Source organism: Kaistella yananensis (genome assembly GCF_026107505.2).
In the GTDB taxonomy this organism is placed as follows: Bacteria; Bacteroidota; Bacteroidia; order Flavobacteriales; family Weeksellaceae; genus Kaistella; species Kaistella yananensis.
In genome coordinates, this window is record NZ_JAPCHZ010000001.1 from 234,623 (window position 1) to 259,234 (window position 24,612).

Here is a 24,612-nt window from a genome sequence, read left to right on the forward strand (position 1 = left end):
CATCACCCATCAATGAAAATCCTTTACCTAACCAAATACACGAGACTGGCGGGCAGCAGCAGAATGCGCAGCTATCAGTATTTTCCTTATTTGGAAAAGGCGGGGATGCAGGTGACCGTAAAACCCTTCTTTGACGATGCGTACCTGAAAGATTTTTATGCAGGAAAAAAAAATATCAGGGCTGTTTTAAAGTCTTATGTAAAAAGGTTAGGGGTGCTTTTTTCAGTATTCAGTTATGACAGAGTAGTTATCGAGAAAGAGATTTTTCCTTTTCTGCCAGCCTTGGCGGAGTGGATGTTAAAACTGTTGGGAATCCAATACATTGTAGATTATGATGATGCGATTTTTCATAACTATGACCAAAGTGCAAATCCCATGATTAAAAATTTTCTCGGAAATAAAATTGCCTATGTGATGCGTTTCAGCGGAACGGTGGTGGCAGGAAATCAATATCTGGCAGACTATGCAGCCCGGTCGGGAGCAAAAAACATAGAAATTATTCCAACCGTCATCGATCTGGACAGGTATCCGGTTAAACAAACTACAGATACTGATCCATGCATCGTGGGATGGATTGGGACGAAAACAACCTTTGAAAAACATCTTTTACCCTGCAAAGACTGGATTAAAGCTTTGCAGAATCAAGAACCGAATATCCGTTTCCATATTGTGGGAATCACAGAGGATATGGATCTCGGAAAAAATGTAAAATATATCCGGTGGACGGAAGAGACAGAAGTTGCTGAGATTCTGAAAATGGATATTGGCCTGATGCCACTGCAGGATTCCAAATGGGAAAAGGGCAAATGCGCCTATAAACTCATTCAGTATGCCGCGTGTGGAATTCCGGGCGTAGCATCGGATGTAGGAATGAACAGGGAAGTTGCGGTTCCGGGGGAAACCGGGATTTTAGCTTCTGCGGATGAAGAGTGGATACAAGCCATTAAAACCTTAAAATCCAATACCGAATTAAGACACCAAATGGGACGCAACGCCCGACAGAAAGTCGAGGAACGCTATTGCATTCAGCAGACTTCCACGAAATGGAAAGAAATCCTTAACCATTAGGCATAAAAAACTATTTTTGCAGTTATGATATTGGATTTAATCTACATTCCTCTAATTATTATATTGGGTCTCGGCTTCATCAATCTGTTCAGCAGCCAGCTGACAGACCGTGACCAAAGCATGCTAAAAAAACTGTTTTTCTTTCATCTGCTCCTTGGTACTTATTACTGTTTTTTTATTCAAGGTGATGCCATCGGGTACTGGCGGGTACCGAAAGCCTATACCTTCGATACTTTTAAGGAAGGGCTGTTCAATGGAGAGGGAACGATGTTTATGTATGCCTTTAATTTCATGTTCTCTAATGTGCTGAACATGTCCTACCTCTCCAATACCCTGCTGTATTCTCTGTTTGGGTTTATGGGGCTGACCTTTTTTTATATGGTCGTGGTGAAAACCATTCCCTATAATAAAATGATCAATGGATATGTGCTCTTTCCACTCATCTTCTTTCTGCCGAACCTGCATTTCTGGAGTGCGGGGGTGGGGAAGGACACCACTTTGTTTCTCTGCATCGGCATGTTTGCCTATGGCATCCTTAAACCCATCACCCGCATCCCACTCCTTGTAATCAGCGTCCTCCTGGCTATGGCCATTCGGCCGCATATCGTGCTGTTCCTGATGGCAGGGTTTGGTCTGGCCTATATCTTCGGAGGTAAAGTCTCGGTGTTTCAGCGGGTACTTTTTTCCGGCGTCCTTATAGGAATTGGTTTGGCAATCCTGCCGTCCGTGATGGAGTTCGCCAAGATTGAGGAAGCTTCCGCGGAGGGATTTGATAAGTTTGCGGAAGGCAAGGCTGCAGTATTAAGTCGGGGCGGAACTGGTTCCCGGATTGATGTCAGCGGAATGCCTTTTCCGCTGAAAGTGCTTACCTTTTGGTTCAGGCCTTTTTTCTTTGATGTCCGTAACCTGAACGGGTTAATCGCCTCTATTGAGAATCTTATTTTCGTCATTGTCTTTATTAAAGCCATGCGCACCAAGCCCATAACCGCTTTCAGAAAGGCTCCCTTTGTTATTAAAGGGCTGGTCTTCTTCCTGATCTTCGGGTCTTTTGCCTTTTCCCAGTCTCTGGGAAATGTCGGCATCATGATCCGCATGCGGAATATGTTCCTGCCCGGAATGCTGATCTACCTCATGTGGGTGTTTTCTTACCAGCAGCAGGTGGCAAAGGAGCAGCTGCTGGCGTACCGGGAGCAGCTGAGGCAGAGGCCGAAGCCTAAGGAGCAACTGCTAAAGGAATAAGCACTGGGGAGACCACCCCGTCAGCCCCTTGCGCGGCTGACACCCCTCCGGGGGAGGGGAATACGCGGTTTTTCTTTTGTGCATGAGGTACTGGAAAAGGGAGATTCAGGAATACTTCAGGGAGGAGAATGTGCGGTATTTCTTATTTAAGTGGTTTCTAATGATCCGGGTCCGGTTGTTTCTCCGCGTTGTAATTTTATTTCTTCCGGTGTTGACCATATAGATTTCGGCATAGCTGCACAGTACAATCTTATCCTATCCTTTATTAAACACCGGGATATTCCCCTCCCCTGGAGGGGTGTCCGTGTGCCTCGCACACGGACGGGGTGGTTATTGTCTGCACACGGACGGGGTGGTTCATTCTGCTCCTGACAATTCATCCGCTTCTCTTACCCCATAATGCTCGATGATGAAATTTTCCAGATCTCTTATGACAATCAACATATTGTTCTTAATATCATGATTTGAAATTCTGAACACCTTTACTCCATAACTTTCCAGTTCAGCTTGTCGCTTCTTATCATATTCCTGTTTGAAATCATGACTCCAGCCATCAATTTCAATAGCCAGACCTAAACTTTTAACATAAAAATCTACAATATAATTTCCAATGATTTTCTGCCGGTCAAAATCAATTTGGTGGAACCTGCCGCCGTGAACCTGTTTCCAGAAGAGTACCTCACAAAGAATCCGGGCTTTCCTTTTATCCGGAAGTAGAGATTTCAGCTTTGCATGATAAGGCAGATTTTCAATTCTGTTTTTTCGGATGGGAGTACCCCGGATGTGGGTGAGGATTTTCATGTGTTTCTTTTAAATAAAGATAAGAAATAATGGAAAATAACCAGCCGGGGCGACCACCCCGTCATCCGCTTTCGCGGCTGACACCCCTCCGGGGGAGGGGAATGCGCGGTTTTTCTTTTGTGAGTGAGGTACTGGAAAAGGGAGATTGAGGAATCATTCAGGAGGAGGGGAATGCGCGGTTTTTCTTCTAATTATGCAGTTTCTAATGATCCGGGTCCGGTTGTTTCTCCGCGTTGTAATTTTATTTCTTCCGGTGTTGACCATATAGATTTCGGCATAGCTGCACAGTACAATCTTATCCTATCCTTTATTAAACACCGGGATGTTCCCCTCCCCTGGAGGGGTGTCCGTGTGCTTTGCACACGGGCGGGGTGGTTCATTCTGCTCCTGATAATTCATCCGGTTCTCTTACTCCATAATGCTCCATGATGAAGTTCTCCAAATCTCTCAGCACAATCTCCATACTCTTCTTAATATCATCATTTGAAATCCGGAATACTTTTACACCGTAACTTTCAAGATCACGCTGTCGCCTTATATCATATTCCTGTTTAAAATCATGACTCCAGCCATCAATTTCAATAGCCAGGCCTAAGCTTTTAACATAAAAATCTACAATATAGTTTCCAATGATTTTCTGCCGGTCAAAATCAATTTGGTGGAATCTTCCGCGGTGAACCTGTTTCCAGAACAGTACTTCACAGAGGAGTCCGGCTTTCCTTTTATCCGAAAGCAATGATTTAAGTTTTTTATTGTAAGGCAGATTTTCAATTCTGTTTTTTCGGATGGGATTACCCCGGATGTGGGTGAGGATTTTCACGGTGTTTTTAAAATAAAGATAGGAAATTGTGGAATGGTGGTAAAATCACCCGACTTGTTTTTACTGCATCTATGACCACCCCGTCATCCGCTGGCGCGGTTGACACCCCTCCGAGGGAGGGGAATACGCGGTTTTTCTTTTGTGAATGAGGAACTGGAAAGGGAGATTGATGAATCATTCAGGAGGAGGGGAATACTCAGTATGTCATTTTTTAAAGCGGTTTCTAATGATCCGGGTCCGGGTGTTCTTCCGCGTTGTAATTTTATTTCTTCCGGTGTTGACAAGATATATTTCGGCATAGCTGCACAGTACAATCTTATCCTATCCTTTATTAAACACCGGGATATTCCCCTCCCATGGAGGGGTGTCGGTGTGCTTTGCACACGGACGGGGTGGTTATTTCCTGCACACTTAAAGAGTGGTTAATTTAGCGCCAAAACTGACGTAAAAACTGGCAGGAAATTTCAGTTTTTGCCTCCGGAAAAATGTGATTTTGGGCAAAGAAATTACGTATTCGCACCTTAAAAAAAACCTTTTTGCATCATAAAATCAACCTTTTTTACGGTCAAAAACATCCGTAAGAACAAAAAACTTTGCGCGTACTGAGGAAAAAATATTGTGTAAGTACGGTAAAATATGTCCGTAGGTACGAAAAAAAATTTCGTCAGTACAGAATTAAGGTAAAAATCGGTAACTTTACGGCACAAAAAAGCCCCGGCTGCAAAACCGGGACTTATTGAAAACCATCTGTTCAGGTCGTGGGGCTACACGTCCTGAACTTTTTTTACCGGGGCCGTAGCCACCGTACGTTTCAAAAGCGGTGAAGGGGAAAAGAGAATGCGCTTCTTGGTCACACTCGACGCGGTAAGCTCATCAGCGGTATCGGCTCCTGTTCCGCTCACTGAAGGGCGAAAGGTTCCCAAATCTCCGAATTTCACAATGTATCCGTCCTGCAGATACTTCAGCAGGGATTTCTCCAGCCCGAAAAGTACCGCACGGATGTCGACGCTGTTCAGCGTAGAAGCATCCGAAAGCTCTTCGGAAATGGTTCTTACATCAATGGTTCCGGTGCTTTTCACCAGCGGATAAAACTTCTTAGGATCATCCGGTAATTGTGGGTTGCGTCTTTCGACGGCTTTAAAACTAATCATAATAACATTTTTAAAATTAAATTCAATTTTTGAATGCCCTGGCTTTACCATTTGGCTGGGCGGACTTTGCTGGTTGCTGAACCTGGAATGGTGGTCGGTTCATGAGTTTTTACGTCATTGGGTATATTTTTATTATTATTGTTTTGTACTGAAATAAAATATGTTTATCTTTACGTCACTACAAATATAATAAATTGTTTTTAATTAAATACAATTGTTTTAAAAAAAATACATATTGATTAAGTTACTATGGAAACCAATGAAAAAATAAAGCAAATCCGCATACAGCATGATATGACCCAGAATGAGTTTGCGGCATCGCTGGGAATCAGCCGCAGTGCCCTTACACAGCTGGAAGCGGGACATACCAAACCCTCCTTTGATGTTCTTGAGAAACTCATTGATCAGTATGACGTTGATGTATCCATTTTTTTTAACACGGCGGTGCCTGAAAAGAAAAAACTGGATAATGTCCAGGAAATCGGAGAAAGAGTGCAGAAGATCATGGCTTTTTATGATGAACAGTACGGACTCAGGTATAATGAACTTCTGGAGGAACGCCTTGTTCAGCAAGTTGCGGAGGCCTATCCGGACCGCGAGAAAGCAGATCTTCTGCTGAAGTTTTATGAGGCTTATATCGTTCTGAGGTCGATCACCGCTGAGCTGGAGTTTCTGCTCATGGATCCGCTGAAACGGTATGCGAATAAACTCCGAAAGCAGCGCGAAAGCGCAGAAGAGCATGATGACCGTTTGCTCCGCACGCCTGATTCTCCGGACATTGTGCGGCATTTAGACAGCATTATGGATGAAATCTGGAGTTTCGCCTATGGTGATGGCGGTATTGTTCTGGACTGGGTGGCAGAGCAGAAAAAAAGAAACCCACAACTGGGAGAACTTATATTTTTTACCACCCCGCTCAGTAAACTGCTCTACAGTTCTCGGGAGGAGCTGTTGAGGCAGTTTGAGATCCTGCTGCGGCAGGCTGACGCGCTGGATGAGGTAAGTCACTATTATCAGAAAGAGCATTTTTTCTTCGGAAACCCGTAATGCAGCAATGACGGGGGTGCATAAGGTGGGCTGGGTCGCGCTGAAAGGATTGTTTCGCTGCCTTCGGCGGCTCGCAATAAAGAACGCGCTGAGTTTGGGGACCTTGTCATCGCGGGGAGCCAGATTACAGTCGTACCTGAGTTACTATTCCAAGTCATTTCGAGGAGCCAGATGAAAGTTCACCAAGATCATTGCGAGGAGCGAAGCGACGAAGCAATCCGTTAATAAAATACCCCATCTCATTAAAATACCCTATTTTTATCCCCGAATGAAAATCCTCCACCGTATTTTTCCCTTTCTGCTGTTGGCCTATCATCTGGCGTTTGCCTGGGTGGGCTATGAATATATCATTACCCATCACGGGGATGCGGAACGCTATTGGTTTTTGGGACAGGATCTTGCATCTTCTTCCTGGACTGATTTTCTAAAACCCGGGACTGATGTGGTAAGGTTCCTTACTTTTCCGCTCGTCAAGTTTTTTGGGATGCCCTTTTGGGGCGGGTTTTTTATTTTCAGTCTCCTGAGTTTTTCGGGAATAGCACTTCTTTACCGAACGCTGATGCAGCGCGCCTGTGAAAGCCCCCGCCATCAGTTGTTGGTAATGGTTCTGATGCTGCTGCCCAACTTTCATTTCTGGACTTCCCTGATCGGGAAGGAGGCCGTGCTCATCATTCCTATCGCTCTTTTTATCCGCGAAGTTTCTCTGAAAAAATATTTCAGCTTCCTGCTGTTAGGCTCTGTGTTTTTTATTGCCCTGATCCGTCCGCATATCGCTTTCATTCTTTTATTGAGCTATGTGCTGAGTCTCCTCTGGACGCTCCGGTTGCCAAATCGATACAAAGCAATAATACTTGGAGGTCTCTTCGGAGCCACCGCCCTGTTTGCTTTTCTATTGACCCGGCTTCAGGATTTCAGTGGCGGATTTCAGCGGGTCCTGCAAAAGTATGAAGCCCATATCCGGCATTTTAAAACTACCGATGGCTATATTCCGCTTGACGAATATCAGCTGCCGTATAAAATTTTTACCTTCTGGTTCAGGCCGCTGCCTTTTGAGAAAGTGGGAGTGCTCTATACAGTCCTCAGTATTGAAAACATGTTCCTGCTTCTCCTTTCTGTGTGGGTGTCCGTGTACGCGGTAAAATATTTCCATGTTCTAAAAAACAGGATGCTTTTCGTGCTGCCTGTAGTTTTAGTTTTTATTTTTTCGCTCATGTATGTCTACGCCTACGCCAATTACGGCATCATTATGAGGACGCGGGTCATGGCGGTCCCGATTCTGTACCTGCTTTTTATGGAGGTGTTCTATATGAGCATTTCCAGAAATTATTCAAATACATAAACCCCCGGACTTCTTTCTGGAGATCTTATTATATTTGCAAATCATGCGCAATGCGCAATCAGTATCAACAGTCAACATCAGGCAATATCCGACATTCTTTTGAAAAAAATTATCCGCATTACCACTGTTCCCCTCTCCCTCGACAAACTTCTGGGGAAGCAGCTTGGTTTTATGAACCAATATTATAAGGTTACCGCAGTTTCGGCCGACAAGCCTGAGCTTGAAAGAGTGGCAAAGAAATACGGAGTTGGTCACCATCACGTTGAAATGACCAGAGCCATCACTCCATTTAAAGATCTGCTAGCGGTCTGGAAATTTTACCGTTTTTTACGGGAAGAAATGCCGGAGATGGTGCACTCCCACACTCCCAAAGCAGGCCTTGTGGGGATGATGGCTGCTTATTTTGCGGGCGTGCCAGTCCGCATGCACACGGTTGCCGGATTGCCATTGCTGGAAGCTACAGGTATAAAAAGAATAATACTGAATATTGTCGAAAAGATTACGTACGCATTTGCCACGAAGGTCTATCCCAACTCCTTTGCCATGCGGGATATTATCATCAGGGAAGGTTTCTGCGCCGCCGGAAAACTTAAGGTTTTAGGCAATGGCAGCAGCAACGGTATTGATACCGAGTATTTCTCTCCGTCGGCCATTCCTCTCGTAAAAACCACTGCGCTCCGTGCAGAACTGGGGATTACGGATGATGATTTCGTTTTTATATTCGTAGGTCGGCTGGTAGGTGATAAGGGCATCAACGAACTTGTTGAGGCGTTTGTTAAGGGTAAGGTCAAGGCTGAGGTTAAGGGTTTTTTCGCCGCAAAAGAGTTTGCTTCTCCGTCTGTGGCTGATCGGAATGACAGTGTTGAGGTTGAGGTTAAGGTTGAGGCTAAGGTTAAGGCTGAGGGTAAGGCTAAAGTTGAGGTTGAGGCTGAGAGTGACTTTATGCGCCATGGGAGGAATGTCAAGCTGCTTCTTGTGGGACCATTGGAAGAGGACCTGGATGCGCTCCTTCCCGAAACGCTGGAAACAATCCAAAGCCATCCGGACATCATCAGCGTGGGTTACCAGGATGACGTGAGGCCGTACTTTGCACTCTCGAATGCACTGGTTTTTCCGAGTTACCGTGAAGGGTTTCCCAACGTGGTACTTCAGGCGGGTGCGATGGCACTCCCTTCCATTGTTACCGATATCAATGGGTGTAACGAAATTATTAAAGACGGTGAGAACGGAATGATTATTCCCGTAAAGGACTCCGCTGCGCTGCAGAAGGCTATGGAAAAAGTGATGGACGATACCGGAAATTATTATTCCATGAAATCCAACGCAAGGCCATTGATTGAAAGTCGCTACCGACAGGAGGTGGTGTGGCAGGCGCTGTTGGAGGAGTACAGGAGGGTTACGGAGTAGTGGGGCAGGTGAGTGGTAAGGGGGAAAACTAAGGATCCCATACCTCCCCGTCATCCGCTGCCGCGGCTGACACCTCTCCGTGGGAGGGGAATATGCGTTTCTTCTTTTGGAAGGGTAGGTTTTAATAAGTCAGCAACTGGCATTTTTCCACATTGTAATTTTATTCCTTCCGGTGTTGATAACAGAGACTTAGCCATTGTTCCACAGTACCACCTTATCCCATCCCTTATTAAATACCGATACATTCCCCTCCCCCGGAGGGGTGTCGTGTGCTTTGCACGCGGACGGGGTGGTTATTCCCGCCCAAAACTTAGGTAAAACTGCCGGAAATTGCAAAACCCTTTTCTTGAAGTTAAATTTTTTAAGCAGATCCTCCGAAAATCAAATTCCTTTCCCCAACACTAAAGGGTGTAAATTTAATTTTCTCTACTCCCTTTGATAAAATTTCCATCAGTCTCCCTTTAGGGGTAGGGGTAAAAGACTGCTGGAAATTTTTCTGTTATTTCTTTGTCTGACTTTTGGAGAAGGGTTAACGCTGTCAGAAATCAAATTCCTTTCCCCGACCCTAAAGGGTGTGAATTTGATTTCCTCAATTCCGTCTGTAAAATTTCCATCAATCTCCCTTTAGGGGCATGGGTAAAAGACTGCTGGAAATTTTTCTGTTCTTTCTTTGTCTGACTTTTGGAGAAGGGTTAACGCTGTCAGAAATCAAATTCCTTTCCCCGACCCTAAAGGGTGTGAATTTGATTTCCTCAATTCCGTCTGTAAAATTTCCATCAGTTTCACTTTAGGGGCAGGGGTAAAAGACTGATGGAAATTTTATTAAACCTGATTTCTTCTTTTTCAGTAAGAAATTATCATTTTTATTTTTTAATTTTAAAGTTATGAAACCGCTTAAACCCAATTACGACGATGGAATGTGGAAAGGGGCTCCCAAAGAAAGTTTTGACAAGGCCCGTGACTTAAGGCGCAATGCTACCGCGGCGGAAAGACTATTGTGGGAAAGGTTGAGAAATAAGCAGCTGGATAATTACAAATTCAGAAGACAACATCCTGTTAGTCTTTACATCGCTGATTTTTATTGTCATCAACTCAAACTGGTTATCGAACTTGATGGTGAGTATCATCTGTCTGAGCAGCAGAAACAAAAAGACAGCGAAAGAACAGCAGCATTAGCCTCTAATGGACTTTATGTATTAAGATTCTCTAATCATGAAGTTGAAAGTCATATTGACCGTGTCCTTCAGGTGATAAGGGATTTTATTAGCGATCTGACTGTGATTAAATAAGTACAGTAATAAAATTTGTTCCTCTTGGCAAGCCGGAAATCAATTCATTTTTCCCCAACCCTAAAGGGTTTGAATTTGATTTCCTCTATTCCGTTAGTAAAATTTCCAGCAGACTCCCTTGATTTCCTCCACTTCGTTAATAAAATTTCCATCAGTCTCCCTTTAGGGGCAGGGGTAAAAGACTGCTGGAAATTTTTATGTTCTTTCTTTGTCTGACTTTTGGAGAAGGGTTAACGCTGTCAGAAATCAAATCCATTTTCCCCAACCCTAAAGGGTGTGAATTTGATTTCCTCTATTCCATTTGTAAAATTTCCAGCAGACTCCCTTTAGGGGTAGAGGTAAAAGGCTGATGGAAATTTTTAGTAAGCATTATTTAAAAACGGTAAGCACTTCCTCAACCGTCACCTTCCCGAAATAATCTGTTAGGTCCAGGCTGCTGAGCACGTTACGCAGCTCCTCTTCTTCATGTTTAAGCCCCACCAAACGGGCTTCGAGCTCCTCGATAGAGTTTGGGGCGAAGAAATCGCCGAAGATCTTGGCTTTTTCGATGGTGCCTTTCACGACATCGAGGTGCACTTCAATGAATCCTGCGGGCACCTTGGTCGCTTTCTGGAAACTGTAGTTCGGGGAAAAGCCGAAGTTCCAGTCCCAGGTCTCGTATTTTTCCTGCATCAGTTTTTCAATGCCGGCAATATCGTCGGTGGTGAGTTCATAGTGTTCCGCACCCGGATTGTTGCTTATGATCTCGTCCGTCAGCAAATTTTTGAGTTGCTCCGTGGTCGTGCCTTCCGGAAGATAATGGATGAGGTTGGTCACCCGTGACCGGTTGGATTTCGTGGCTTTGTCGATGAACTTCAGGGGGTTGGCTTTCAGGGCATCGCCCAATACCTCCATTTCCGAGTTCAGCAGGATGGTTCCGTGCTGAATCATTTTCCCGTTTTTGGCAAGTTTCGCATTGCCACTGAACTTTTTTCCATCAACCAACAAATCATTGCGCCCTTCGAGAACTGCCGGAACACCGAGACGGTTCAGCAAAGAAAGTACCGGTTGGGTAAATTGCGAGAAATCGCCAAAATCGTGATCCGCCAACAGGGTATGAAAGGAAAAGTTAAGATTCCCCAGATCGTGGTACACGGCACCGCCACCCGACATTCTTCTTACCACCTTAATTTCCTTTTCCTGTACATAATCCAGATTGATTTCAGCCAGGGTATTCTGAAATTTCCCTACAATAATCGAGGGCGCATTTACATACAGCAGGAAAATATCTTCGGTTGGAAACCGGTGGAGGAGGAATTCTTCGGTGGCGATATTGAAATAGGCGTTGTGCGAAGGGGAATCGATGATGAGCATATAAAAAATATTTTGGCAAAAATAGGGAAAAATGTTGGGTGCTGGTTCGGGAAACTAAGGCATCTTAATGTTCATGCTTCCTCTCCAAGACACAGCACTGCAGCTGAACTACACGCGGTCATAAAACTGATGGCCATCCTGAACCACGTTCGGTAATGGCAAGGATCTGCAAAATTTTTCCGCGAGTTGGACGACAGCAGTTTTAATGGCGACAGAAAAGTGGACAGTTTAAAAAATAATTTGGCCATTGATGTGACTGATTGTTTCGTAAAAATTATAATGGAAAACTTAATAGAGGAATTTAATTACTTAGGTTATTTTCGGTTGCAGACAAGATGTTATGTATTTTCGCACTAAATAGACAATATTTTAGCGAAAAAAAACTTTGTTTTTTAACATATTTTGTGAAATATAAGTTATTAATTTTTACCTTTGCGAATTAAAGTTTTGCTTTTTTATAAAAACATAATAACCACATAAATTTACAGTTATGGAAAAAAAATTTACCCAATTGATTTATCATGGATTTATCACCTGTTTGTTTTTCCTGGCGACAACTTTACAGGCGCAGGTTACTCAAGTCTTTACATATACAGGAAATACCCAAACGTTTACCGTACCTGCAGGCGTAACCTCGCTTCAAATCAAAGCATGGGGAGCCGGAGGGGGTGGCTCAAATGCATTTAATGAAGGTGGATCCGGAGGATCCGGAGCCTTTGTCACTACTAGCCTTACCGTAATTCCTGGCCAGGTATACACCATACAAGTCGGGGGTGGCGGACGAAGCGGTGAAGACATCAAAGCTGGGGGTTATGCTGGTGGTGGAACCGGAGGAAGACAGTCTGGTTCCGGTGGTGGTTACAGTGCTATTTTTTTTGGTAATACAATCGGAAGTAATGTCCGCATAGTCGCCGGCGGCGGTGGCGGTGGCGCTTATGAAAGTAAAAGTACTTACGGAGGTGCTGGGGATGGCGCAGATGCTGCCAATATGAGCTCTACCATTACTGGAGGTAAGACAGCAGGCGCATCTGGCCGTTATAATAATGATCCCAGGGGGGCCACTGCGGGTACACCATACCAGGGCGGAAAAGGATCCACGACCTACTCGATCGGGCCTTGGGAAGTCGCTTATGACAACGGCGGCGGCGGCGGCGGTGGCGGTGTGCGTGGCGGCGGCGGTGGTGTAGGAAGTAACGGCTGGTTTTCGTATGACTCCACGGGCGGGGGTGGTGGATCTTCCTATACTCACCCAACTTTAGCAACCTCTGTATTATTGACCGCTGGAAATACGGGGAGCACAGGAGGTTGGGTTTCTGCACCAGGAAATACTGACAGCGGGTATATTGCCGGTGTGGGACGTGGAGGTGCGAACCGTAATAGTGGAGGAAATGGGCTGATTGTCATTACCTATACTGAAGGTGAATGTACCGATAATCCGACTGGTGGTTCGGCGGTACTTACGCCAAATACTGGTACGGTGGGTAGCTTATTCACAGCAAATGTAACCGGAGGGACCATTGGAGCGCTGGGCTTGACTTATGAATGGGAAATGTCTGTTGGCTCTGCTACAGGTCCGTGGACTGCCATTCCGGGCGCAACTACGGCGTCGGTCCAACTTACTGCACCAAACGAACCGCCGGGGACGAAGATTTACTACCGCAGAAAGATTACCTGTGTCAACTCGGGAAGCAGCAGAAATTCTAATGCAGCAGAATATACGATTTATTCACCTTCCTATTGCGACCCTGCATCATTCATCAATAATGATTATTATATAAAAGGGGTTAGATTTTTAGGAACGTTAAACGATGTGCAAAATTTAAACAACGGATATTCTAATAATCCAAAAGGATATCAGGACTGGACCGGTTTAGGAACGTATGCGTCTCAAGAACAGGGAGGCGCAATTAATTTAGCCGTTGAAAATTCCAGGGAAAGTGTGATGGCTGCCTGGGTGGACTGGAATAATAACGGGAATTTTGAAGCGGGAGAACAGATATATAATACAGCAGGAAGCGGTGTTGGTTCCACGATCATAGGATTTTCAGTACCAGCAGCGCAGGCGATAGGGTATTACCGTATAAGAATCAGAGTTTCCGCAAATCCAATTTCAAATAATCCGACAACGAACTGTCAGGATTTTACGAACGGAGAAACAGAAGATTATCTTTTTCAGGTTCTAAAAGCTTGTGATGCAAAGGTAACTTCTTTTGCCGTGTCAGAAGTTTGTGGACCAGCAAAATTGCCGATAACAATAAATACGGTGAACGCCACCAGCGTTAAGATTTATACTGCTGAGAATGCTAACAATCCGATTGCCAGTGTGAATGTGACTAACAATAGCGCAACATATACCACAGCATTGATTTCAGAAACCACAGTTTATTATGTTGCCGCAGCTAACGGAACTTGTGAGGCTCGCAACCGGGTAAAAATCATTGCCAAAGTAAATCCTCTACCCAATATTGATTTTGACAATACGGTCCGTGAGTTCTGTGGAGATGCTTCTGGTACCCAAACCCTTCAGTTTGCGGCTTTAGGTGATAAAGAAACCGTAGAATTGGTAAATGAAAATTTTAATACGAATTTAGGAGTCTTTACCGCTACCCAGGCAGGACAAAATATTGCGGCTGCGGCGTGGATCCACCGTACCTCGAATTTTATTCCGGGAAGTCCATCGGTGATACAGCCTGCTATTGCTTCCGGAATAAGTGGAGATGGTTTTGCCGCTTCGGTAACAGATGTGGGGCCCGGAACCAACAGAACCAATCATCTGACGACTACGGCTTCCTTTAATACCACCGGTTTCTTGAATTTGCATCTTGATTATAATATTTATACTTTTTTTGAAGGGATTAAGCCGGACGTTGAAAAAGTGAATGTAGAGGTGTCACAGGATAACGGAGTAAATTGGGTCGTATTGAAAACTTATAGTCCCACAAGTACCGGTAATGTAGGTCTTCCGAATAAATTTATGGAGGAAACGCTCGATCTTAATGCATTTATAAACGTGGCCGCATTAAAGGTAAGATTTTCCATATACGCATTCGCAACATCGGGTCAGTGGTCGGGTGATATTGGAGCTGTGGATAAAGTCCGGCTGTATGGTGAAAAACCGCTAACCGCTGCCTTCAGCTGGTCTGTAGTTGGTGGTGATGCTATTCTTTATAATGATGATTGTGTTACGCCATATAACGGTGCCACCAATTCAATCTGTGTAAAACCGTCTTCTGCGCTTTTGGAGACCAAACCTTCATGGACAATAGAAGCCGAAGCCTCACTTTCAAATGGGTGCTCTGCAACGGGTAGTGTTAACATTATCAATAATAACCGAACCTGGAATAATACTGCCAGAACCAACTGGAATCAAAATTACTGGACACCTTCCGGTATACCGGATCAGGATAAATGTGTATTGATCAAGACACCAATAGGTATAACTAATACAACTAACGCCCTCGCCAAAAATATTAGAATTGAAACCACTGCAGGGGCTACCGGAAAACTTACGGTGAACGGTTCTTTAACGGTAACCGATGGGATCACCAATACGGGACTTGCCGAAAATTTTATTGTAAAATCCGATGCCAATCTATTACAGATTAACGAGAATCCGAATCTTAACACGACACCAATATCGGTACGCCGTCTGTTTACCTGGTCCGGATCGACGGATGCCACCCGCCGAGAATACAACTTCCTTTCATCTCCGGTGTACAACCAGAACATGAAGGAAATCTATGGCGGCGTAGCATCGCACGTACCGTATGTAACGAAACTCAATGAAAGCACCAACCTTTTTGTAAACGCAACCTTAGCGGATTACACCAAACAAGCAAAAGGTTTTGCGGTGAGAGAACCCAAAACAAGTTTTACCGGTGTACCGACCCAGGGAATTGAAGCCAATGAGGCAGAATACAAAGGGGTGCCGAATAACGGAACCATCAGTATTAACCTCGACTGGACCAGCGCCGGAAGAGGATATAATGTGGTCGGAAATCCTTACCCTTCCAATATCGATATTGTGAAGCTGTATGCAAACTCAGTGACCAACTTAGACACTCCTGAAATCGATGCCAACTTCAGGTTCTGGGACAACACCGTGAATGCGACTTATGTACAGATGGGCGGTGCCTATCAGGGGTATAGTTATGCTATCTTCAATGCCATCAGTCAGACGTCAACAGCGGCTCCGGGTCTGGATCCAAATCCGGGAGGAGGAAATACTACGCTGAAGGCACCCGGAAAGATCATAAAGGTGAACCAGGCCTTCATGATCCGGGCCCTTCAGGGAGGAGCAAGCATGAAATTCAACAATACCATGCGTGAAACCACCCAAACCGGATCGGTGTTCTACGGCAAAGAGTCGCCGCATGACCGCTACCGGCTTCAGCTGAGTACTGCGGCGCATTTCGTGGTGCAGAATGCCGTGACGTATTTCCCTCAGGGCAATAATGCCTTCGGTCCTGAAGATGCCCGAATCCCTAACTCTACTGCTTCGGATGCGCTCTTTACGTATGCGGGCGACGCCAAAGTGGTCATCAACGGCAGAAGCATGTTCGACAGCAGTGATGTGATTCCGCTGGGTACCCGTCATTTTACAGCGGGAACCTACAGGATTCAGGCAGTGGACCTCGAAGGAGTCTTCGCTAACGGACAAAGCATTTATCTGAAAGATAAAGCCTTGAATATCTTCACCGACCTTACTCAGGGTGACTATACCTTCACGAGTGAGTCCGGCGAATTTACCAACCGTTTTGAAATCGTGTACAGACCTGGTGTCGTGCTGGCCACTGACACCAAAGAGCTTGCGAAGGTTGAGGTTTACCGCGATGCCGCTGATTTCGTCATCCGTTCTTCGGATAAAGCAATCAGCTATTTGGAACTTTACGATGCCTCGGGCCGTTTGATCTTCACGCTGAAAGGCAGCGCTAAGGAACTCCGTTTTGCCGCCGACCGTCTCGCAGATGGAATGTATGTATTGAAAACCAACCTGAAAGATGGTGAAGTGATGACAGCGAAAATCAGGAAATAGCAGTCCTGTCCATATTCATACAGAAGCCCCGGTTTAGCCGGGGTTTTTTAGTGGGATAGTGGGTAAGTGGTCAAGTGGGTTAATGGTTGAGTGCTGGAAGCTGGATGTTGGAAGTATCTCCAAACCGACCGGAGCACCCCCTTAATCACTTATCACTTATGGGTCATCACTTATCAATAATGCTCTGCCGGTGGCTGAGGCTCCCGAAGGCGGAGGAGACTGGAGTGGCGGAGTGATTTGGTGGGTTAGTGATTGAGTAATTCGGTGATTGACCGCTGGACTGGGTGCCTGCACCGTTACTGCTTGGCCGAGGTGGTGCTCCTCCGGAGTGACAGAATCTGTGTTAGTAATTCGGGTTTTTCAAAGAAAGCCTTTGTCACGCTGTAAGCGTCCCTATAAAGAAGGGGAACGGAACTCTCTTTATCATTTGGTCATTCCGCTTCCTGAGCACTAAACTACCTTATCACTAAACCACTAAACCACTAAACCACTCCATTACTCAATCACGAATCAGTCAGACAAACATCCCGCACCCAACATCCTGGGTTTTGTAACCCTGTAAGCTTTGGTGGCTGAGGCTCCCGAAGCCACCCTGCAGAAATCCGGAATGTAGCAGCAGATGCAGAAAAAGAAACACCCGAAACCCTGATGAAGTATAGAGAATATAATGATACGATATTTGAGGATGCTTCAACCTTAGAAAGCGATTATTTGAAATGATGTTAACCAAATGATAATTCTTTGCAAATTTTTTAAAATTTCAGCAAAGCGATTTGAATATTTTGTAATTTTGCTCTCCCAAATAATGGCAACCGTCTCTTAATAAATTTGTTAGACCATGAAAACAGCTTTATATTCGTTTTTTAAATCGCTTTTTGCGGCTTTATTCTTTTTTGTTTCTGTCGCGGCTTGGGGGCAGACGATTATTGCATTTAATGGTGCAGAAGATTCAGGAACCACTTTAATTGCACAATCAAATGGTTTTGGTTCTTCCACTACTAATACTGGAACTCCAGCTGATAGAATAAAAAATGGTTCAAAATCTTTTCAAAAATCAAATGGTGCTGCGACCTTTATTTCGACAGCTGTGCCTTTAACGGGTTTTGTAAATAACTTTGTTGAAGTGTGGAACGCTTCAATTTCATCTACGACAGGTAATGGGATTGATACGGGCGAGTATATAAAGGTATATGTATCTAATAACACAACTTTTAGTACTACTGCAGATGTGACGATTATCTCAACTGCTGCTAATTCGAGATGGGGTATGAGTGGAACCGGCGTAGTTTCTACAACAGCTGGAACATCTGTGACACAAACGGTTACGGGTGGTACTAAAACTGGTAATGCCGCTTACTCTAAAATTGTAGTTAATATTCCTGATACCTGGAGTCAGGTTTACATCAAGATAGAGACAATAAATGATGATGCTAATGAAATTTGGTCTATAGATGATATTGCAGTTAAAGGGACCGCTCCAACCTGCACCACTCCCACCTTTTCTTTCGCTGACGGTGTCACAGTAAATAAACTTACAACAGATATCCCTTTTACCAATACATTTACTTCACAAAACACCTCAGCAAAAGTATATTCGAGCAGTAACGCGTCTGTTGCTACCGTGGACAGCAGCGGTCAGGTTACCATCTTAGGTATTGGTACCACCACTATCGGAGTTACACAGGTCGCCGATGCGACCTACTGTGCCGTGAGCTCCAGTTATACTTTAAATGTTACTTCTGCATCGCCTGTCCTGGCGGTTACCGGTACTGCCAATAATGGAAGCAGCTGTACAGGAACTCCCGCAACAAAACAAACATATACCATCAGCAATTCGGGGGGAAGTGTCGCATCGGGAATTGCGGTGAGCAGCAGTAATCCGCAGTTTGTGGTCAGCAATATCTCCAGCACGACTGTTGCAGCGGCAGGAACGATCACCTTTGATGTGGTGTTTACGCCAACAGCAGGGGGTACTCAAAACGCAACACTTACGCTGACCAGTACCACTTCGGGAAGTAATACTGCAACGTATAACATTTCGGGATCAGGTATTGCATCGGTAACTCCAACGGTAACTACCGGTTCAGCTTCTGCGCTGGGAACTTTAAGTGGTACGCTCAACGGAAATATAGCAACTTTGGGGGTTTGTCCCAATTCTACCCAAAAGGGATTTGTGTATTCGGTAACAGCATCCAACAACAACCCAACCCATGGTGGAACCGCGGTAACCAATACACCGGTTGCCGGATTAGCCACCGGGAATTATAGTCTGCCGCTGACCGGTTTAGCGGCAAACACTCAATACAGTTACCGTGCTTATGTGTTTGACGGAACTGATTATGCGTATGGTGCCGTGGAAACCTTTACCACTTTGCAGGTGGCAGACCATTTGGTTTTTGTGGGGGTACCGGCTTCGGGCACCGTGGGGAATAATATTACAGCCTTTACGGTCGAAGCAAGACGTCCGGATAATACCGTAGATAATACCTTTACAGGATCAATTAGTATTTCTAAAGCAAGCGGTCCCGGCAACCTGACCGGAACTTTAAGCGTGATTGCAGTAGCCGGTGTAGCGACCTTTAACACTGCAAAATTTGATGCCGCCGGAACATACACTTTAAACGCCAGCTCCGGAAGTTTAACAGGAAGCACGAGCGGAAATATTGTGGTTAATATAGTTGCTGCTAATGTTGGAAATTATTTGTTTACGGGAAATACCTGTACCAATTACGTTGCTTCTGGTGTAGCTGCTAACCTTAGTTTCTCCAATATTTCGCCGACTGGCATTACTTGTAATACAAATGTTTCAACAAATATTTTTGGAGGCTCAGCATCCTGGGGAAATGCAATAGATACAGGAAAATACCTTGAATTTACAGTAACACCTGCCAGCGGTTATACTTTAACCGCTACTTCTGTATTTTTTGATGTTTGGCGTTCTGGCGCGGGAGCAAATAATTACACGGTCAGATCGAGTTTGGATAGTTTTACTAGTGATTTGGGGACGGGCTCGGTGACGACAACTCTAAGTGCGAAAACAGTTACGCTGACTTCGGTTTTTGCAGACCTTAATTCACCTGTTACTTTCCGTATTTATGGTTGGGGGGGAAGTAGCACAGGAGATTGGCGTCTTGATAATATCGGAGTAAATGGTTATGTTATTACTGCTTCTCCAAGACCACGAATCGCCGTAAAACAAAATACGGTCAACATTCCCAACAACACCGGAAGTTTCGGGTTTGGTAATCAGCTCGTGGGCACCAGCAGTGCGGCCACCACTTTTACCATTGAAAATACAGGCACCATGCCGCTCACTTTGGGAACGATTGCTTTATCGGGAACTAATGCATCAGAGTTTGCGGTTACCCCAGCGGGAAGTGCTTCTTTAGACCCAGGTAGTTCCACTACTTTTTCGGGTACGTTCAGTCCTTCAAGTGCCGGTGCCAAAACCGCCACCGTTACCATTCCGAACAACGATAATACCAATTTTACCTTTAATATCACCGGTACCGGTACACTTAATGGCGCCCCCTATAACGCGTCCATCAGTAAAAGCTGTCTGGGCAATACTCAGCTTATGCTGCAGTGGACAGCGCCTTCTTCAGGCACGACACCTACAGGATATATTGTTTATGCTCTTGCAGGAACTACTGCTCCCGCCATCGCAGCTGCATCAGCGGGTAATGCCTCGTCGTACACCGCTAATTCAGATTTCAGCGCCGCCACTTCTTACGGGACCTTAGGCAAAGCTGTGTATAAAGGCAACGGCACTGCCGCGACCATTACGGGACTTATCCAAGGTCAGCAATACACGTTCAAAGTCGTGGCGTATAACGGAGAAACAGCAACAGGCTGGGCATCAGGAATCAATACTGGCGGAAGCTGGAATGCAACCTACACCATTAAAGCGCCTGAAGTAGGCAATCCTGCGGCAACAGTTGCGCCGACCTCCTCTGTGGTGAGCTGGAATGTGGTTCCTGCCTCCCCGGGATGTTATGAATATATGGTGGTAGCCAGTCAGGGAGCGGTTACTTTTACGCCGTCAGGAGATGGTTCTGCATATTCCGCAAATGATGTGTTCTCGGGTAATAATCAGGTCGTGTATAAGGGAATAGGAAATAAGGTAACCGTGACGGGACTTACCGAGGGGCTGCAGTACTGTTACAAGATTTTTGTCCGGGAAGTGAACAGCAGCCAATGGAGTGAAGGGGTTTCTGTTTGCCGGACTACAGGGCTGAGTTACTGCGATTCGTACGGGAATACAGATTTCGGTACAGGCATCACCGGTGTAGAATTCAATACCATCAATAATCTGTCAGCAGCGGGAAATCAGCCTGATTATTCGGATTATACTACCTTGTCAACAGCTGTTTCTATTGGACAAAGTTATGATTTGTCTGTAAAGGTGAATACCGATGGAGATTATACAACCGCTGCGAAAGTCTGGATCGACTGGAACCGCAGTGGAACTTTTGAGGTTTCCACTGAGGAATACGACCTTGGGACTGCATTGAATGTTGCAGATGGATATACTACAAATTCCCCTTTGATCGTTACGGTACCAGCATCAGCGCAACCCGGCATGACCCGAATGCGGGTCAGCAATAAATACGATTTAGCAGCCACGCCATGTGAAAATGGATATGACGGGGAGGTAGAAGATTATACAATTGAAATCGTAAAGCCAGCCAATGCCGAAATTAACATAAAAGGGGGCAGTATTTCAATTCCGTCAGGCTCCACCGCGGTGAATGCACTCAACAATACGCTTTTTGCACCTACTCCTTTGGGGTCCTCCTCCGTTGAAAAAACCTTCACCATTGAGAACCTGGGGCTTACGGTTCTGAATCTGACCGGTTCTCCTGTTGTAAAACTGGAAGGCGACCATCCGGCAGATTTCACCGTTACTGAACAGCCTGCTGCAACCACGGTCGGCATCAATGGGTCCCTGACGTTTAAAGTGAAATTCAATCCTACGACTGCGGACGTAAGGTCGGCGGTGGTCTCCATCGGTAATGATGACCCTACAGGCAGTGAAAATCCTTACACGTTCAGAATACAGGGCAAGGGACAGTGTGCTGCATTGCCTGCTATAACGATGTTACCCGCAGCCGGTCCTGCCAATACGGTGGTGACCTTAACCTCCGCGGTTAATGATTTAACGGGCGCAGAGGTAAAACTTAACGGTGTTACCCTCACTCCTTTGTCAGTAAATGCCGGCGAAATAAAAATAAAAATTCCTGCCGGTGCGCAGGATGGGGATCTTACCGTGAGACTGCAGACGGGCTGCGTATTTACCCAGGTATTTGATGTGGTGACTTATGAAAATACAGCCTGCGAAGGGGCAGCAACCGGAACACTTCCAACCGACCTTATTATTTATGAAGTGTATGATGACGAGAAAGGAAGCGGTGGTTTCGTGTCCATTTATAATGGTACTTCCTCTGCTAAGAATCTCTCTTCCTATGAGATCTACCGGGCCGGAGATCCGACAATTACTCCGAAAGCGTACACGACAGGGCTTACGGGATCGATCTTACCCGGCGAGCTTAAAATCATAAGGTATTCAGGTGAAAATGCTTGTGCGACCCCTGCTTCTACCGGAAACGGTTCTTTTGGAAGCGGTTTTAACGGGGATGATGTCTTCGAGTTAAGAAGTTCCGATGGAGCCATCATTTACGATGCAGTACATGCCCCTTTCGATAAAGGATATTATATGAAAAGAAAAGCTGGTCAGTTTTCCGGTACTACGGTACCTGTTCCTGCGAACTGGGAAATCTTGAATCTGAATGAAGGCGACTGTGAACCGGCCGGTGTACCGCCGGTTATGCCTGGAGGAAATCCGCCTGCAATCACTTCACAGCCTGTCTTTACGCCCGACTGCCAAAGCATTGTCCTCAGTGTTACCGCTGCGGAAGGCTTCTCCGGAGGTAATGATCTTGCTTACCAGTGGTACCGCCTGGCACCGGGAGATGCTGCATGGACTGCAGTTTCTGATACCGGGGTGTATTCAGGTGCAGCGACTCCCGTGCTGACGGTTTCTTCGGTGACCGGTCTGGACGATTATCAGTTCTATGTACAGGTGAGGGAAAATGGGGTGACGTGCTACAGAGCATCAGATGCGGTACAGATTAAAGACCTTGAGACGCGATGGACCGGAACTGCCTGGTCTAAAGGAATCCCTCAAACCTACTCCAAAGTGATCATCGAGGCAGATTACAATACCAAAACCCACGGTGCACTCGATATCTGTGAACTGACGGTTAATTCAGGGAATTTCGTCATTGAAAAAGGTTTCCCTGTGAGGGTTCAGAACAAAGTAAGCAACAAAGCTAACGAAACCAATTTCACCATCGAGAACGACGGGCAGCTGCTGCAGGTGGATGATGTGCAGAATACAGGAAAAATTACGGTGAAAAGAAACATGACCTTTACCGTTGACAGAAAGGAATACAATTACGTTGCCTCACCAGTGGAAGGGCAGCACATGAAAATGCTCTTCGGGGCGGCCTCCAATACCCCTTATGTTTTGGTACTGAAGGAATCCACGAATCTTTTCGTCAATGCCGCCGCTGCAGACTATAATATCATAGGAAAGGGATTCGCCGTGAAAGAGGCAATAGATACCTATAACGATTCGGTGGCGCATTTCAAAGGAAAGCCGGTCAACGGCAGCCAACCTGTTACGGTAACAAAAACTTCCGCAGGAAGGGGCTGGAACCTTATCGGGAATCCTTATGCGTCGAACCTCGATCTTAAACTTTATTATGAACAGAATGACGCCAATATGCTGCCGGAATTCAGGTTCTGGGACAACAGGGTGAACAACACCTACGTGCAGTACGGCGGTGCCTACAACGGATACAGCTATGCGATTTACAATGCGCTGAGCGACGAAGGCAACCCGGCACCGGGTGGTGATGCGGGGAACAATACGGGAACACCGGGAACGCCTACAGAAGTGGCAGGTCTTTACCGCTATGCCAAGGTAGGTCAGGGCTTCCTGATCCGTGCAGTAAAACTGGGGGACCAAGACCTTAACTTCAGAAATACCCAGCGTACCGTTAACCAGCCGGACCGTGGATTCTTCGGAAAAAGCGAGGTTTTGAAAGACCGCTACCGCCTGCAGCTCATCACTCCGTCGGATCTGTATCTGACCAATACTGTGGTCTATTTTGAAGGAGGCATCAACAGTTTCGGGCTTGAAGATTCGCGCCACCCGAGCAGCGGAGCGTCGGACGCGTTCTACAGCTTTGCCGGTACCGATAAGACGGTGATCAACGGCCGGTCGGCATTTGAGGATACGGATGTAATTGCATTAGGAAACAAACATTATGTTTCGGGGAACTATACTATACGGGTCATTGACCGTATCGGGGTATTCGCCAACGGGCAAAGCATTTATCTGAAAGACAAAGTCCTGAACATCATCACCGACCTTACCGCGGGTGATTATGTCTTCACCACGAAAGCGGGAGACTTTACCAACCGTTTTGAGATTGTGTACAAACCCGCGGTGGTCCTGGCTGCAGATGATTCCGGGCGTAACGCAACGGAAGTGTACCGGGACGGCAGTGATTTTGTCGTACGGGCAGACCGTACCGTGGAAACGGTGGAGGTATTTGATGCTTCCGGAAGACTGCTGATCACGGTAAATGGCTCTGCCAGGGAACTCCGCTTCAGTGCTTCCCCGCTTACCGATGGAATGTATGTCGTGAAAGCCCGTCTGAAAGGAGGTGACAAGTTTACGAAAAAAATCAGGAAGTAAACCTTTTGATATCATACTATATAAAGCCCGGAATTCCCGGGCTTTTTTGTTGAAAGCGGAGTGCAAGTTTGGGTACTCTGTTCCTTTTTATGCCCTGCGTGTAATCACGTGGTAAGCGTCAGACAGTTGTATAGTCACTGCAGGACTCCGAAGTGAGGACACTTCGGAACGGGCTGAGTCCACTAATCACTATGCACTCAAAAACTCAAGAACTCAACCACTCAGCCATTCAACCATTCAACAACTCAAAAACCCAGTGGTTGTCAACTTTTGTCACATCACTGAACAAACTTTG

Annotated in this window: 12 protein-coding genes; 8 read left to right on the top strand and 4 right to left on the bottom strand. The window is 45.7% G+C overall.

Annotated elements, in window-relative coordinates; all coding sequences use genetic code 11:
* Positions 1-12: 12 nt before the first annotated feature.
* Both OK344_RS01050 and OK344_RS01055 read left to right on the top strand, forming a co-directional pair.
* Positions 13-1,068: a glycosyltransferase family 4 protein gene (locus tag OK344_RS01050; RefSeq protein WP_265143040.1), complete on the top strand. Its 1,056-nt coding sequence runs from the start codon at positions 13-15 to the stop codon at positions 1,066-1,068.
* 24 nt (positions 1,069-1,092) lie between these two features.
* Entirely contained in the window at positions 1,093-2,307 is a 1,215-nt protein-coding gene (locus OK344_RS01055; RefSeq protein ID WP_265143041.1) for a hypothetical protein, read from the top strand.
* Positions 2,308-2,664: 357 nt separating this feature from the next.
* Here OK344_RS01055 and OK344_RS01060 read toward each other — a convergent pair whose 3' ends face one another.
* The 3 genes from OK344_RS01060 to OK344_RS01070 form a co-directional block, all read right to left on the bottom strand.
* A complete protein-coding gene (locus OK344_RS01060; protein ID WP_265143042.1) occupies positions 2,665-3,108 on the bottom strand; it encodes an endonuclease domain-containing protein in 444 nt (147 codons plus the stop codon).
* Positions 3,109-3,484: 376 nt separating this feature from the next.
* On the bottom strand, positions 3,485-3,928 hold the full coding sequence (locus OK344_RS01065; protein WP_265143043.1) for an endonuclease domain-containing protein: 444 nt from the start codon (positions 3,926-3,928) through the stop codon (positions 3,485-3,487).
* 764 nt (positions 3,929-4,692) lie between these two features.
* Positions 4,693-5,079 carry an HU family DNA-binding protein gene (locus OK344_RS01070; RefSeq protein WP_265143044.1) on the bottom strand — a complete coding sequence of 129 codons (387 nt, stop codon included), beginning with the start codon at positions 5,077-5,079 and terminating at the stop codon, positions 4,693-4,695.
* Positions 5,080-5,328: 249 nt separating this feature from the next.
* Between OK344_RS01070 and OK344_RS01075 the strand changes: the two genes are divergently transcribed.
* The 4 genes from OK344_RS01075 (at position 5,329) to OK344_RS01090 (ending at position 10,161) form a co-directional block, all read left to right on the top strand.
* Entirely contained in the window at positions 5,329-6,126 is a 798-nt protein-coding gene (locus OK344_RS01075; protein WP_265143045.1) for a helix-turn-helix domain-containing protein, read from the top strand.
* 268 nt (positions 6,127-6,394) lie between these two features.
* Positions 6,395-7,465: a hypothetical protein gene (locus tag OK344_RS01080; RefSeq protein ID WP_265143047.1), complete on the top strand. Its 1,071-nt coding sequence runs from the start codon at positions 6,395-6,397 to the stop codon at positions 7,463-7,465.
* A 99-nt stretch (positions 7,466-7,564) separates the two neighbouring features.
* Positions 7,565-8,872: a glycosyltransferase family 4 protein gene (locus OK344_RS01085; RefSeq protein WP_265143048.1), complete on the top strand. Its 1,308-nt coding sequence runs from the start codon at positions 7,565-7,567 to the stop codon at positions 8,870-8,872.
* A gap of 884 nt (positions 8,873-9,756) precedes the next feature.
* The gene (locus OK344_RS01090) at positions 9,757-10,161 is read left to right on the top strand and encodes an endonuclease domain-containing protein (protein ID WP_265143049.1); all 405 of its coding nucleotides are present in this window, start codon (positions 9,757-9,759) and stop codon (positions 10,159-10,161) included.
* 369 nt (positions 10,162-10,530) lie between these two features.
* Here the strand turns inward: OK344_RS01090 and lplA are convergent, their stop codons facing one another.
* Positions 10,531-11,514 carry a lipoate--protein ligase gene (lplA, locus tag OK344_RS01095; RefSeq protein ID WP_265143050.1) on the bottom strand — a complete coding sequence of 328 codons (984 nt, stop codon included), beginning with the start codon at positions 11,512-11,514 and terminating at the stop codon, positions 10,531-10,533.
* 490 nt (positions 11,515-12,004) lie between these two features.
* Between lplA and OK344_RS01100 the strand changes: the two genes are divergently transcribed.
* Both OK344_RS01100 and OK344_RS01105 read left to right on the top strand, forming a co-directional pair.
* Complete coding sequence (locus OK344_RS01100; RefSeq protein WP_265143051.1) at positions 12,005-16,549, top strand: RemA C-terminal-like gliding motility protein; 4,545 nt, start codon at positions 12,005-12,007, stop codon at positions 16,547-16,549.
* 838 nt (positions 16,550-17,387) lie between these two features.
* Positions 17,388-24,317, top strand: coding sequence for a RemA C-terminal-like gliding motility protein (locus OK344_RS01105; protein WP_265143052.1), 6,930 nt, complete (start codon positions 17,388-17,390; stop codon positions 24,315-24,317).
* The last annotated feature ends 295 nt before the right edge of the window (positions 24,318-24,612 follow it).

Bases quoted from the DNA above. Each gene is read 5' to 3' on its own strand.
- OK344_RS01050 (WP_265143040.1), top strand. From the start codon at position 13: ATGAAAATCCTTTACCTAACCAAATACACGAGACTGGCGGGCAGCAGC.
- OK344_RS01055 (WP_265143041.1), top strand. From the start codon at position 1,093: ATGATATTGGATTTAATCTACATTCCTCTAATTATTATATTGGGTCTC.
- OK344_RS01060 (WP_265143042.1), bottom strand. From the start codon at position 3,108: ATGAAAATCCTCACCCACATCCGGGGTACTCCCATCCGAAAAAACAGA.
- OK344_RS01070 (WP_265143044.1), bottom strand. From the start codon at position 5,079: ATGATTAGTTTTAAAGCCGTCGAAAGACGCAACCCACAATTACCGGAT.
- OK344_RS01075 (WP_265143045.1), top strand. From the start codon at position 5,329: ATGGAAACCAATGAAAAAATAAAGCAAATCCGCATACAGCATGATATG.
- OK344_RS01080 (WP_265143047.1), top strand. From the start codon at position 6,395: ATGAAAATCCTCCACCGTATTTTTCCCTTTCTGCTGTTGGCCTATCAT.
- OK344_RS01090 (WP_265143049.1), top strand. From the start codon at position 9,757: ATGAAACCGCTTAAACCCAATTACGACGATGGAATGTGGAAAGGGGCT.
- lplA (WP_265143050.1), bottom strand. From the start codon at position 11,514: ATGCTCATCATCGATTCCCCTTCGCACAACGCCTATTTCAATATCGCC.
- OK344_RS01100 (WP_265143051.1), top strand. From the start codon at position 12,005: ATGGAAAAAAAATTTACCCAATTGATTTATCATGGATTTATCACCTGT.
- OK344_RS01105 (WP_265143052.1), top strand. From the start codon at position 17,388: ATGAAAACAGCTTTATATTCGTTTTTTAAATCGCTTTTTGCGGCTTTA.